The sequence below is a fragment of the Bacillus sp. JH7 genome, from assembly GCF_001563515.1.
In the GTDB taxonomy this organism is placed as follows: domain Bacteria; phylum Bacillota; class Bacilli; order Bacillales; family Bacillaceae_G; genus Bacillus_A; species Bacillus_A cereus.
In genome coordinates, this window is record NZ_LPUS01000001.1 from 3120245 (window position 1) to 3133528 (window position 13284).

Here is a 13284-nt window from a genome sequence, read left to right on the forward strand (position 1 = left end):
TATAATAAAAGGAGATTGCTATTTTATAAGATAGCAATCTCCTTTTTCATTTTATCTTTAAACAATTCCATTCGTTTTTAACCATTTTTCAAAAATAGTTCGTGCTTCTTCATCATTGATATCATTACTAAATGAATACACCTTAATACCATAATCATCTATATATTCACCCAGTTTCATTTCCTCCACTTTCTTATAAAAATCGTCCACCTCATAGTGCGGAATATAAGCATCCCAAACTGGTTCATGTATTCTTTTGTACGCTGTCACTTCTAAATCATATCCATCTTCATAATATCCGATGTGATAATGTTGATTCGGATCATATTTCTTCATAATAATTCCCCTCCCTTTGAAAAATTTATCATATTTCACATAATAAACAAAAGCGAGCTGTATATTACAGCTCGCTCGATTCATTAAATACGTTCCATCGCCGTCTTCAACGTTCCAACAACAAAGGCAATTTCTTCACTTGAAATAATAAGCGGCGGTGCTAATGTTAAGACGTTATTATATCCTGCTGTCGTCATACCGTTTCGTCCTATAATAAGCCCTTTTTCTTTACAAGCATTTACGACACTTGCGATTTTGTCGTTATCAATTGGCTCTTTCGTCTCTTTATCATTTACTAATTCAATTCCAACTAATAGACCTTTTCCTCTAATATCCCCAACAAGCGGATGTTCCCCAATTTCATCTTTTAGTTGCTCTAATAAAAGGGAACCCATTTGTGCAGATCGCTCAATTAAATTTTCATTTTCCATAATCTCTAAATTTTTAAGTGCTAATGCACAAGCTGCTGGATTTCCACCAAATGTATTAATATGGCGGAAAAATTCATATTCTCCTTTACCTTTAAAAGCCTCATATATTTCTTTTTTCACAGCTGTTGCAGATAATGGTAAATATGCGCTCGTAATGCCTTTTGCCATTGTAATAATATCTGGCTTCACATCATAATTCATAAATCCGAATGCTTTTCCTGTACGACCGAAGCCGCAAATCACTTCATCACTTATAAGCAAGGCACCGTGTTTTTGACATGTCTCATGAACAGCTTTCATATAGTCTTGTGGTGGCATTAATATGCCCCCGCCTGTAATAATAGGTTCCATAATAAACGCAGCAATTGTTTCACTTAATTCCCACGTCATAACACGATCGACTTCTTTCACACATTCTACATCATAGATATGCTGCCCTTCAATTTCAGGCATACGGTAACAATCCGGTGGTGTTACGTGTAAAAAGCCTGAAGCAAACGGCTCATATTGATATCTACGCTGCGCTTGTCCCGTCGCTGCCATTGTCGCCATTGTATTCCCGTGATACCCACGATAACGTGACATAAATTTATAACGATGTGGTTCACCTTTTTGCGCATAGTATTGCCTTGCTATTTTAAAAGCTGTTTCGTTCGCTTCTGAACCACTATTTGAGAAGAAAATAACATACTCTCCCCCAAGCCACTCATTTAACTTTTCAGCAAGCTTTATAGCTGGTTCATGAGATTGTGACATTGGAAAGTATGATAATGTTTGTAATTGCTTATAAGCCGCTTCTGCGAGCTCCGTTCTTCCATATCCACTATTCACACACCAAAGACCACTCATACCATCTAAATATCTTTTTCCTTGTATATCTTCAACCCAGCACCCTTCAGCTTTTGCCCCTACCATTGTACTATTTGGACTAAAGGGACGCATTCCGTGCCAAACATATTGCTCATCTTTTGCTAATAATTCATCAGTTTGCTTCGTTTTCATCATTACTTCCACCTTCCATAACAACTTATTTTTCACAAAAGCTGCGCTGGTGCCATGATGACTTAAATTTCTCCCTGCTATTTTCATTCCACAAAATTAAGACAAATCCTACTTACAAATCAGTAATATTTACAAGAAAATGACAAAAGAAAAAAGAGCTTTTCTTATCTATCGAAAAGCTCCTCTTTTATTTAATGTGAAGACGCATCACTAATACCGTGACCAGTATTAGATTTCACAAGAATTTCATCAAATTTCGCTGCATCTTCTTTCTTACTAGATAAAACAGTTCCTAAATATGCTGCAAGAAATCCGAGCGGAATTGAAATAATTCCTGGTGTCGTATATGGGAATATCGCTTCCCCAACAAAAATAGCTTTTCCAGCTACAGGGTTCCAAACATTCGGACTCAACGCTACGAGAACAATTGCTGATACGAGCCCTACAATCATACCGGAAATAGCACCCGTTGTATTAAAACGCTTCCAATATATTGTAAATAAAATCACTGGTAGATTTGCACTCGCTGCAACTGCAAATGCTAATGATACTAAAAATGCTACGTTTAATGTTTGGGCAAATAATGCAAGTATGATAGATAATATCGCTACCCCAATAGATGCATAACGAGCCATAGATACTTGCTCTTTTTCCGTTGATTTCCCTTTGCGAATAATCTCATTATAAAAATCATGAGCGAATGCTGATGCTGCCGTTAATACGAGACCTGCCACTACAGCCAAAATTGTTGCAAAAGCAATTGCTGATACGAAAGCAAATAAGAAGTCTCCACCTAACGCTTTGGCTAATAAAGGTGCTGCCATATTACCCGCTGGGTTCGCTTTAATAATCGCTTCATTTCCTACAAACGCTGCCGCACCAAATCCTAAGAAAATCGTCATAATATAAAATGCACCAATTAACCATGTCGCATATACGACAGATTGACGTGCAGTTTTTGCATCACGTACTGTAAAAAAGCGGACAAGTATATGTGGTAATCCAGCTGTACCAAGTACTAGTCCTAAATTTAAAGAAAGTGTATCAAGGCCATCCTTATACTTTACACCTGGATTTAAAAATGAATCTTTTAATGGTGTAGCTGTTTTCATTTGGGCAAACATTTCAGTCACGCTGAAGTTGAATTTTGCGAAAACGATAACAGAAATAATAAACGTACCGGCCATAAGTAATACAGCCTTTACAATTTGTACCCAGCTCGTTGCTGTCATACCACCAAAAATAACATACACCGTCATAAGTGTTCCAACGATTAATACAGATGTCGTATATTCAATCCCTAATAATAATTTAATAAGTGCACCCGCGCCAACTAATTGTGCAATCATATAAAAGATAGAAATCGTCATCGTATTAAGAGCTGCAACTCCGCGAACTTTTTTCGCGTCAAAGCGTGCTGCAATCATATCCGCCAAAGTGTACTTTCCTAAATTTCTAAGCGGTTCTGCAACAAGATATAGTACAACTAAATAAGCAACTAAAAAACCGATACTATAAAAGAATCCATCAAACCCAGTTAATGCGATTGCTCCAGCTATACCGAGAAATGAAGCAGCAGACATGTAATCTCCAGCAATGGCCAGACCATTTTGCCAACCAGTTAATCCCCCTCCAGCCGTATAAAATTCACTCGCATTTTTCGTTTTTTTCGATGCAAAATAGGTTATGACGAGCGTACCAAGAACAATAATTAAAAATAGTGCAAATGCAGTAGTATTCAAGTTCAGCCCCTCCCTTTTTGCATATCTTGCAAAATTTTTCGGGAGATTTCATCAAATGATTCTGCTTTTTTGCTATAAATCATACATAGTGCCCATGTCATAATAAATTGGGAAAAAGCAAATACCCACGCCCATGTAACGTCTCCAAATGCAGGTGTATTAAGCACCTTTGAATACGATGTTAGAATAGGTAATGCGATAAAAAAACTAAAAAAGAAAATACTCATTGGAATGATAAACTTCTTTTTCGTATTTAATAACAATTGAAATTCTTCCGACTGAACGACCTCTGTATAATTCACCTCATTTTGCAACTTACGTGCTGACGTATCGTCTCGTTTCATTAACCGATCCCCTCTCTTACTTAAAATACACTTCCCCCTTGCATACCTAAAGACTAAATTTTATAAATATTCAGAAACTTATATTCATTTTAGACAATCCATGCATTCATGCAAAGATTTTTTGATAGACATTTTTCGGCAATTTCCCCTAAATTTTTAATATACTTTTTCAAAATAAAGTGACACCTTACTTATTTATCCTCATTAAGACAAAAGCAGTGCTTACCGCACTACTTTTGTCTTTTTTTCCTTTTCTAAATTACGAGCCGTTTCGCTTAACTCAACATCTTTTCCGTCTTTAAGTGTTCCAAATATAAAATCGAATACTGGATTTGAAACACCAAACCAAAACTTTTCGTTTTTATAATGGTGTAATATATGTTGTTTTTTTAGCCATCTTCCAAACTTAGTGACGGGACGAATCGGTCTATGAGCAATATAATGTTTCCATTCGTAAACGAGCAGCATGATAATCATTCCGATTCCAAATGAAAGTGCAATAGTAACACTTTTTGTAATACCATATGCTATAAGTAAATATATAGTAAAACTAGGTATACTAAACCATACAGGTAAAAACAAAAGTTTTAAATCATCTGGATATACGTGGTGATCATAATGCAATCTTCTTAACATTTTTAATAGAAATGTGTTTTTAGGTGGCTTTATATGGAATAAAAAACGATGTGTCATATATTCATTAAGTGTATAGAAAACAATCCCAAACATACATGCTAACATGCCAAACCACGTAAAAAATTGCATTTTTAAAATAATAATGAAAATAAATAGAATGCTATACATAATAACAATATCATGTTGTAAAAAGAACTCTTTCCCCACTTTCTTCATCTTATTTCCCCCTTTTCCAAAAAAACAGCCGCAACATATCGTTACGACTATTTCTTTTCTATTCTTATTCTATTCACTTTACAAATTTGCCTGCTGTTCTATTGCCGAGAAAAAATTGTTTGATCCAAATATATTTTGCTTCGGAATAATATGTTCCACTGCAAACACTGTTACTTCTCCTCTTTGCACTTCTCCAATAATGAGCCCAAATATTTCATGATTTACTGCAAACGTCGGTTGCTTTGTTTGTAACAATCTTGCAGCATTATGAAATACCGCTTCATATAGTGGATTTCTATCAGTAATTTCTTTTCGGATTTTTGGCGCTAACGTAATTATAATTTCTTTTCCGTCAATAGTGGTTCGATACATAAAAATCTCCCCTTCAATCTTATGTGAACAACTGTAAAGCTTTGTATGCAAAATGTATAGAGTAACCTACTAAAATAATACCTGCTCCGGCTGTTATGTAGCCAAGCGCTTTTGGTTTTAATAAAGTTCTTCCAAAATGTACAGAAAAAGCAATATTTAAATTCCATAAAATAATACCAACAATAATGCAAAGACTGTACAAAAAAGCTTCTTGTTTCGTTACCTTCGTAAGTAATGAGCTAAGTGTACTTCCGTATATACCAAACCAAAAAACAAGATTTAATGGATTGGATATCGCAATTAAAAATCCTGCCATAAACGATTGCTTAAGGCCACCTACCTCTTCTTTTTTATATTCCATATTCGATTCGAAAATTCCTTGTTTTACACTTTGAAATCCTAAATAAAATAACAAGAAAAAACCCGTGCAATACATGAAGGCTTGTACATATGTATACATAAACACAGAAGATAAACCGAAATAAATGAGAAGCATAAATAAAACATCTGCAGTCATTCCACCAATTCCAACAACCCAAGCGTGCCAAAACCCACGTTCAATTCCTCGTTTTAACATTTCAATATTAATCGGCCCTACTGGCGCAGCTAATGATATACCTAATACGATTTGCTGTATAATTGCTCCAATCATCGCTCTATCCTTTCTACTCTCTTTACTACTAGTTAATGATGTAATTTTAAAAAATAGACTAGCTTTCATAATAAAATACCCTTTTTTATCCAAAATATACAAAAGAGCCATCTAGATGATGGCTCTTACTTTTCTCTCCTATGAATAAAAGGACATTTCCCTTTTATTGGCTCTACATCGTCTCCTATGAAATATTGTTTCCATTCACGATGCTCTGGGTCACCATAATGACTAATGTTAGGATGTTTCGGCAATTGATCCCACTTTTCAACTCGCTCACGGACCATTTGTCTTGAATATGTTCCTTTAGGACGATCTCCCTCTAATCCATCAAAAATAGTGCGTGGCTGAAACCCAATAACGAGAGAATTCCCTAAATGTCTAGTTTTTCGTTGTTTATAAGCTGGCGCATTTCCAAATGCGAATATTGGCTCACCACCAAATGAAAATTCCCATAAATAATGGTCTGGGTCTTCAGGAATTTGCTTTGGCCATGCTTGATTATCGTTTTCATGTAAATACTGTAACACTTTCCAAAAAGAATCACGGTAATATTCGAGTGATCGTTCTTCACATTCCGGTTCTACAAAAAGGAAAAAGCCCCTTCTTACAATCGGTCTCTCTTTCATTAAGTCTAAAAAAGATAACATTGTATGCGGCAAATGACTCCAATCATTATGAGAAAGAAATGAATAACGAAGTTCATTCTTTTTCAAAGCTGTTAAACCGAAATAACATGGAAAAGTTGGTTCTAACACAACATTTGAAAAAATCTCAAATTCTTTTGCAACCCAATCCGGTATGTCGGTTCTCGTTCTCATTCCTTCATTATCTAATAAGTAAGACTTATTCATTCTTTCACCTCATTATGTATAGCATTCAATTAAGAATATTACGTACAAGGCCTGTCCTATACCTATTTAAAAATTTGACTGGAAAATTATTTAAAAATACAAAAAAATAAAATCGCTTACTTGACTAAATTCTCCCAATTCGTGTATATTTAAATTAATCATTTAGCAGAATATTCAAGAATATAGCATTTTTAGTTTATATTATTTTTTTAATGAATTTCACTAAATGAAAATAGTAAACGCTTTTAGGAGGAATTGTAACATGCAAGGAAAAGTAAAATGGTTTAACAACGAAAAAGGTTTTGGATTTATCGAAATGGAAGGCGCTGACGATGTATTCGTACATTTCTCTGCTATTCAAGGAGACGGCTACAAAGCTTTAGAAGAAGGTCAAGAAGTATCTTTCGACATTACTGAAGGTAACCGCGGACCTCAAGCTGCTAACGTAGTAAAACTTTAATCCAACATATAACAGGAGGTTGCCTTACTTGGTAACCTCCTTTGTTATTCCTTTGTATATTTCCGTTTTACAGAGCAAAAACTATGTGAAATGCGCACTATACAAAGGAGGAATTATTAATGGGATCAGAAGTAAATGATTTTGAAGAAGTGAAATTCCGTGTAGAAACAGCACAAAAAATGGTAGGATCAGCAACAATTTCAATGGATCCAGATACATTAGAGCATGCTACTACTGCTGTAGAAGCAGCTCGCTCTCAGCTTGAAATTATGAAATCTGTTGCAACTGATTTAGATGAGCCATTTTTAATGAATGAGGAAAAGAAATTAAATAAATGTGAGCATCAACTAAACGAAGCAAGACACTAAAAAACATCCAGAGAATTTTCTCTGGATGTTTTTTCATGACAACCGTTCTCCATACTTTTTCAATGTTTCTCCAACTGTACATTGCCGTATACAAAATGAATGGGCATAATATTTACTATTTGTCTTTCGATTATGTTCTCGCAAGAAACATCCTTCACAATACGTTTCTAATAAGTCATTTACCTCTGTAATGAGTTGCTTTTTATCCACCTTTGCACCTCTCTATTCAGTTATTTCTTTATGACTATCAATAACTGTCCCTTCCAATGCTTGCGTAGCTAATTGATGTGCTTCTTTATTTTGTTTTCTAGATATTGGTTCACATATAAATTTTAATTTCATTTGCTTCGCCTTTTGTTCAATTTGATCTAAATAATGGTTTAAATGCTCATCATAACAAGGCCATTCTCCGGCTAATTGCTGCAGTACAACTTGAGAATCACCGTGAAGTGTAACTGCTTCATACTTAATCCCTAATTCCTCGAGTATATTCATACCGTATAGTAACGATGCATATTCCGCTTCATTATTATCATATATACCTTCTATATATGCATTGCGGCGAATCCGGTAGTTTGTATTTCCTTTTTTATAATACACACATATACCAACGCCAGCTTCTTTCGTTTGCACATCATACCCCCCATCAAAATAAACGAGTATTTCTTGGGGCTCTTCCTCTACTTGCTTACTTAACTTTTTCATCTCTTTTAATGACCATTCCGCGTCCATTTCATCATAAAATGAAAATTCTTTTACTCTTCCTGTTTTCTCAAAATCCTCTGCAAATTGAAGTACTTCTTCTATGTTCATATACTCTGTCGTTAATTCCGTCTGCAATCCGCGCTTTGTTTTATACAACCAATGAATTTTATATTTCATACTTCATTCCCCTTATGTAAGACTTCTTATTTATCCGGCTAATTGAAGCCTCACTTTATTTTATTATATTTTATCAAGAGTCAAAGAATTATATTCAATATAATCACATACAAAAAGAGCCATCCTATATAAGGAATGGCTCTTTCATCTATTACATAAATCTTTCAAATTGTACTCGCTTATTAATCCAGTACATTACAGGCATACCGATCGCCATTACTACGAATTCACCTGCTGCACATGTTAACCAAGTCCACATAAATGGTAGATCAAATGCAAGATGAAGTTCAATTGCAATCATAAACATTGTAATCGTAAAGATAACTGTATTAAAAATCATACGAGCCCAAACACCTTTAATAAATCGCATAGAAATAATCGTTGCAACTAATGCAAGAATAGATTGACCTACTCCAAATACTAAATCATAAGCGATCATAGGTGAGAAAAAGAGATTCGTTAAAAATACACCTAATACAATTCCGTAAATTGCTTTCTTGTTAAATACAACGAGATGATTAAACATCTCTGAAATACGAAACTGTACATTCGTAAAGCCAAATGGCTGAATAAGCATAGAAACAGCAATATATAATGCCGCTAAAATACCATTACCGACTAATGTTCTAATATTCATGACAAAATCTCCTTAGTTTTTTTACGTGGGATGGTTTCGAACCACGTTATTCGTTTTTAAGCAACAAGATTATATTTTACGTGGTAGCCCCTCTTTCGTCAATAGATTCCTATCGTGAACTACCTTTTTTCTTTTAGACAACGTATAATGAAACATATGAAAGATTTAGGAGGTTTCACTTCATGACAGCAACAATTCAAAATGAAAAAGTGATCGTTTCCATTTCTGACAAAGGTGCAGAATTACAGAGCGTTCGCTTAAAAGAAGACAACATAGAATATTTATGGCAAGGTGATTCTGCTTATTGGGGACGCCGTGCACCAATTTTGTTCCCAATTGTCGGTCGATTAGTAGATAATACATACTACGTAGACGGTAAACCATATTCATTAACACAACACGGTTTCGCTCGTGATCTTACTTTTTCTGTGAAAGAACAAAGCGAAACAAAGATCACTTATATCGTTACTAGTAATGAAGAAACATTAAAAAAATACCCATACGAATTCGAATTACTCGTTTCTTATGAGCTAGATGGACAAAGTGTTCATGTAACATATGAAGTAAACAATCCTACTTCTAAAGAAATGTTCTTCTCAATCGGAGCACATCCTGGATTCAACTTCCCTTTATTGGACGGTGAATCATTTACAGATTATCACTTATCGTTTAATGGTTCGGAACGCTTAGAAACAAGCGTATTAGAAGGACCTTATCTTTCAAACAAAAAGCAATTAATCGCTGAAAATACGACTGAATTGCCACTTACATACGATTTATTCAAAAATGATGCACTTATTTTTGAACATATGAATACGAATGAAATTTCGATTCGTTCTCATAAACATAATAAATTTGTAAAAGTAGAATTTGATGGATTTCCATTTGTCGGCGTATGGACACCAGGGGATAACGCACCTTTCTTATGTATTGAACCTTGGTATGGAATCGCTGATGAAGTAAATCCAGCAAAAGATTTCAAGGACAAAAAGGGAATTCAATCTTTACAAGCGAATGAAACATTTACATGTCGTTACAGCATCACAATCGGATAACTACTCTATCCCCTACTTCAAAAAAATATTTAAGTAGGGGATAATCTTATAATTTGGAGGTTTCTCATTTTGATTGAAGTATATATTGATGGTGCATCAAAAGGAAATCCTGGTCCTTCTGGTGCAGGAGTGTTTATTAAAGGCGTTCAGCCGCCTGTACAATTATCAGTACCACTTGGAACAATGTCCAATCATGAAGCAGAGTACCGCGCTTTACTTCTAGCATTAAAATATTGCATTGAGCATAATTATAGCACTGTCTCTTTTCGTACAGATTCGCAGCTTGTTGAGCGGGCTGTTGAAAAGGAATACGCAAAAAATAAAATATTTGCACCTCTTTTAGATGAAGCACTACAGTACATAAAAAACTTCGATCTCTTTTTTATTAAGTGGATTCCAAGTAGTCAAAATAAAGTAGCTGATGAATTAGCTAGAAAAGCTATCTTACAAAATTAACGGGGGTATGAGTGTGAAAAAAGAGTGGATTGCTCCTCTTGCTTTATTATTTGTCTCTTTTATTTGGGGAGCTACGTTTGTTGTCGTTCAAAACGCTATGTCTTTCGTTGGTCCATTTACGTTTAATGGTATTCGCTTTTTATTCGCTGGAATTATTTTATTATTCGTTCAAATTATTTTTTCACAGAAAACTTCAAAACAAGAATTAAAACATAGTAGTTTAGCTGGATTAATGGTTGGGTTCTTCTTATTTGTCGGCTATTTATTACAAACATTTGGCTTACTTTATACAACTTCTTCAAAAGCAGGTTTCTTAACTGGGCTAAGCATTGTTATGGTCCCAATCTTATCCTTTATCTTTTTAAAACAAAAAGCCACCATTTTCATCGTACTTGGCATTGCTGTAGCTACAACAGGTTTGTACTTATTAACAGCTGCTGATTCTTTCCAATTAAATATAGGAGATATACTTGTTCTCGGTTGTGCAGTCGCTTTCGCTGCCCATATTCTTATTAACGGCTTCTTTTCTAAAAAAATATCACCTTTATTATTAAGCACATCTCAAGTATTAGCTGTTGGTATATTTTCTTCTATTTGCGCTTTCTTGTTTGAAGATTGGAAAAAGTTATTTTCAGTATCACTATGGACGAATCAATCCTTTTTATTCGCACTCTTTCTAACTGCCCTGTTTGCAACATCTATTGCTTTTTTCATTCAAACATCGGCACAAAAACACACTTCTCCAACGAGAGTAGCAATTATTTTCGCAATGGAGCCCGTTTTTGCTGCATTAACAGGCGTTCTCGTTGCAAATGAACAACTTTCTATTTCTGCTATTATCGGATGTCTATGTATTTTTCTAGGCATGATTTTTGTTGAATTACCTTCCAAAACAAAAAAAGAAGCGCAGGCTGCGTGAAGTTACGCTTGTAACTTCCGCATAAAAGCCTTAGCGCTTTTTTTATCTGTAATTTCTTCCTCTTTCAATCGTTCTAATAACGCAACGAAATAACTACCATCAAACTGCAATTGATGTTTAATTGTCGCTTCTATTGCTGCGTTCACAATCCCATCAGACGCACCAGTATATCCTTGTCCAAACATAATAAACCCTTGTGCTTCCTCTGATAATTTAAATCCTTTCGTATGTAAGAATGAAAGATAATCTTCTACTGTTTGCATGTTATTCCCACCTACTCAAAAATTCTCCATCTCCTATCATACATGTTTTTACACGCTATGAGAATGAAATTTCTTTGACAACTTTGTAAATCAATCTTCTACTCCTCTTACAATAGAGGATTTCCTAACAATCTGAAGGAATATGTACAGTGGAACTTATTTCATATTAAAGGGGAGACACGATGAAACAAGCACTATTAATTATCGACGCTCAACAAGAATTAATTGATGGAAATGAGCAAGAAAATGAAGTTTTTCGTAAAACCGAGCTATTATCTACACTAAATATAGCCCTGCAGAAAGCAATAGATTCAAATGCTCTTATTGTTTTTGTAAGAGATATCGATGTTGCTTCAGGTAGTGGCGAAGGATTTGAAGTACATAATCAAATTCAAGTACCCCAGTCTGCAATCTTTATTAATAAAGCAGCAACCAATTCATTCTACGGTACTTCTTTACTTGAACTTTTAAAAGAAGAAAACATTAATCATATTGTTATAGGCGGATGTAAAACAGAACATTGCATTGACACTGCCGTTAGGACAGCAACTGTACAAGGATTTGACGTTACATTAATTAAAAACGGTCATTCAACAACTGATTCTAACGTATTGTCTGCAGAACAAATTATTGGTCATCACAATAAAACTTTACACGGTCATTATAACGTTGATCATTTTTCTATGGTGCGAGATATCGAGGAAGACCTCTTTCAGCCAACTCATGACCAATATCGTGATTAAATTGGCTCAAAAAAGAATCCTTCATTTAAAAGGATTCTTTTTTATCCAAAAATTTGCGCTGCAATACTATATAGTTCACTATTTCTTTTTAATAACCGATTACTATTTTTCATCATAATTGGTGGTATATTCACTTTTTTAAAACCAGCAATCTCTAATTCTTTCATGAAATCGTTCTTTCCTTCTAGTACATCAATTCTTAATTTACCATTATGCCCTCTTGCTAAATCATGTACTATTCTCATTGCCATCTCATCATTTTTAGCAACAACCGGCCCTATTATCTTATTTTCTGGTGTTTGTATGCTTAAACCGTAACCTAATACATTTTGTTCCTTGTCCCTTACAACGATACACTGTTCACTTTGCATAATTCTTTTCTTTAAAAACTCTTTTCTATTTGTTCCAAACGCATATTCATCTATTTTTATTATTTTTTCTAAATCACCCTCTTCATAATTCATCACATAATCTTCATTTCTTACACAATAATCTTTCGCATTGTATGAGTTACATATGTATTTAGAAACATAACTTACTGCCCTAAATCCTAACTTTTCATATAAAGGTTTCCCTTCATCCGTAGCAATCAGCATAATTGGAGTATGAGCTGATACGCTTTTAACGCACGCTTCCGTTATTATCTTTCCAATCCCTCTCCCCTTATAATCTGGATGTACAATCACCATTCCGATAGACGCTAATTTCTCCCCATATAATATTATTGCCGCGCTAGCAATTAGTTCCTCTCTCTCATTCCAAACACCGTATACAATCCCTGCGTTAAAAATAGTCTCAATTTCTTCTCTGTTATAATCCCACCCAATATAAGAAGATAATGATACAATATTCCCTGTTTTTGCTTCCCTAAGACGCTCCACTCTAATTTCCAATTCAATCATACTCCATCCCCTTA

Annotated in this window: 19 protein-coding genes and 1 riboswitch; of the genes, 6 read left to right on the forward strand and 13 right to left on the reverse strand. The window is 34.6% G+C overall.

The annotated features are described in order from the left end of the window. Positions 1-57 precede the first annotated feature (57 nt). The 8 genes from AU379_RS15635 to AU379_RS15670 form a co-directional block, all read right to left on the reverse strand. Positions 58-420, reverse strand: a complete 363-nt coding sequence (locus tag AU379_RS15635; RefSeq protein WP_165852336.1) for a DUF3986 family protein — start codon at positions 418-420, stop codon at positions 58-60. Continuing rightward, positions 420-1769, reverse strand: a complete 1350-nt coding sequence (locus AU379_RS15640) for an aspartate aminotransferase family protein (RefSeq protein WP_000850983.1) — start codon at positions 1767-1769, stop codon at positions 420-422. The genes AU379_RS15635 and AU379_RS15640 overlap by 1 nt, the downstream gene beginning before the upstream one ends. A gap of 191 nt (positions 1770-1960) precedes the next feature. Continuing rightward, positions 1961-3511 (reverse strand): sodium/solute symporter, encoded by a 1551-nt coding sequence (locus AU379_RS15645; RefSeq protein WP_001098235.1) that lies wholly within the window; start codon positions 3509-3511, stop codon positions 1961-1963. A 2-nt stretch (positions 3512-3513) separates the two neighbouring features. Further along, a complete protein-coding gene (locus tag AU379_RS15650) occupies positions 3514-3855 on the reverse strand; it encodes a DUF485 domain-containing protein (protein ID WP_000817366.1) in 342 nt (113 codons plus the stop codon). 222 nt (positions 3856-4077) lie between these two features. Beyond that, positions 4078-4707: a sterol desaturase family protein gene (locus AU379_RS15655; protein WP_000755396.1), complete on the reverse strand. Its 630-nt coding sequence runs from the start codon at positions 4705-4707 to the stop codon at positions 4078-4080. A gap of 78 nt (positions 4708-4785) precedes the next feature. Continuing rightward, entirely contained in the window at positions 4786-5079 is a 294-nt protein-coding gene (locus AU379_RS15660) for a hypothetical protein (protein ID WP_000286362.1), read from the reverse strand. Between the two features lie 19 nt (positions 5080-5098). After that, positions 5099-5842 carry a LysE family transporter gene (locus AU379_RS15665; RefSeq protein ID WP_001196839.1) on the reverse strand — a complete coding sequence of 248 codons (744 nt, stop codon included), beginning with the start codon at positions 5840-5842 and terminating at the stop codon, positions 5099-5101. A gap of 14 nt (positions 5843-5856) precedes the next feature. Then, positions 5857-6585, reverse strand: a complete 729-nt coding sequence (locus tag AU379_RS15670; RefSeq protein WP_061139476.1) for a YqcI/YcgG family protein — start codon at positions 6583-6585, stop codon at positions 5857-5859. A 262-nt stretch (positions 6586-6847) separates the two neighbouring features. On the opposite strand from AU379_RS15670, the gene cspB reads away from it, so the two are divergent. Both cspB and AU379_RS15680 read left to right on the forward strand, forming a co-directional pair. Continuing rightward, positions 6848-7045 carry a cold shock-like protein CspB gene (gene cspB, locus AU379_RS15675; protein WP_001161731.1) on the forward strand — a complete coding sequence of 66 codons (198 nt, stop codon included), beginning with the start codon at positions 6848-6850 and terminating at the stop codon, positions 7043-7045. A 119-nt stretch (positions 7046-7164) separates the two neighbouring features. Continuing rightward, on the forward strand, positions 7165-7413 hold the full coding sequence (locus tag AU379_RS15680) for a DUF2564 family protein (protein WP_000534392.1): 249 nt from the start codon (positions 7165-7167) through the stop codon (positions 7411-7413). Between the two features lie 33 nt (positions 7414-7446). Here AU379_RS15680 and AU379_RS15685 read toward each other — a convergent pair whose 3' ends face one another. From AU379_RS15685 to AU379_RS15695, 3 genes are all read right to left on the reverse strand, one after another. After that, entirely contained in the window at positions 7447-7623 is a 177-nt protein-coding gene (locus AU379_RS15685; protein WP_001987028.1) for a zinc-finger domain-containing protein, read from the reverse strand. A gap of 12 nt (positions 7624-7635) precedes the next feature. Further along, a complete protein-coding gene (locus AU379_RS15690) occupies positions 7636-8295 on the reverse strand; it encodes a ribonuclease H family protein (protein WP_061139477.1) in 660 nt (219 codons plus the stop codon). A gap of 151 nt (positions 8296-8446) precedes the next feature. After that, the gene (locus AU379_RS15695) at positions 8447-8932 is read right to left on the reverse strand and encodes a QueT transporter family protein (protein ID WP_001026471.1); all 486 of its coding nucleotides are present in this window, start codon (positions 8930-8932) and stop codon (positions 8447-8449) included. A gap of 6 nt (positions 8933-8938) precedes the next feature. Beyond that, positions 8939-8983, reverse strand: a riboswitch (PreQ1 riboswitch). Between the two features lie 131 nt (positions 8984-9114). On the opposite strand from AU379_RS15695, the gene AU379_RS15700 reads away from it, so the two are divergent. The 3 genes from AU379_RS15700 to AU379_RS15710 all read left to right on the forward strand — a co-directional run bounded on the left by AU379_RS15700 (position 9115) and on the right by AU379_RS15710 (position 11362). After that, complete coding sequence (locus tag AU379_RS15700) at positions 9115-9987, forward strand: aldose 1-epimerase family protein (RefSeq protein ID WP_000127390.1); 873 nt, start codon at positions 9115-9117, stop codon at positions 9985-9987. A 69-nt stretch (positions 9988-10056) separates the two neighbouring features. Continuing rightward, positions 10057-10443, forward strand: a complete 387-nt coding sequence (locus AU379_RS15705; RefSeq protein WP_000573880.1) for a reverse transcriptase-like protein — start codon at positions 10057-10059, stop codon at positions 10441-10443. Between the two features lie 13 nt (positions 10444-10456). Beyond that, complete coding sequence (locus AU379_RS15710; RefSeq protein WP_000712611.1) at positions 10457-11362, forward strand: DMT family transporter; 906 nt, start codon at positions 10457-10459, stop codon at positions 11360-11362. Positions 11363-11364: 2 nt separating this feature from the next. Here the strand turns inward: AU379_RS15710 and AU379_RS15715 are convergent, their stop codons facing one another. Continuing rightward, complete coding sequence (locus AU379_RS15715; protein WP_001195212.1) at positions 11365-11625, reverse strand: DUF6123 family protein; 261 nt, start codon at positions 11623-11625, stop codon at positions 11365-11367. Positions 11626-11807: 182 nt separating this feature from the next. On the opposite strand from AU379_RS15715, the gene AU379_RS15720 reads away from it, so the two are divergent. Next, positions 11808-12368: a cysteine hydrolase family protein gene (locus AU379_RS15720; protein ID WP_000806320.1), complete on the forward strand. Its 561-nt coding sequence runs from the start codon at positions 11808-11810 to the stop codon at positions 12366-12368. A 41-nt stretch (positions 12369-12409) separates the two neighbouring features. Here the strand turns inward: AU379_RS15720 and AU379_RS15725 are convergent, their stop codons facing one another. Beyond that, entirely contained in the window at positions 12410-13270 is an 861-nt protein-coding gene (locus tag AU379_RS15725; protein WP_000571011.1) for a GNAT family N-acetyltransferase, read from the reverse strand. Positions 13271-13284: the final 14 nt, after the last annotated feature.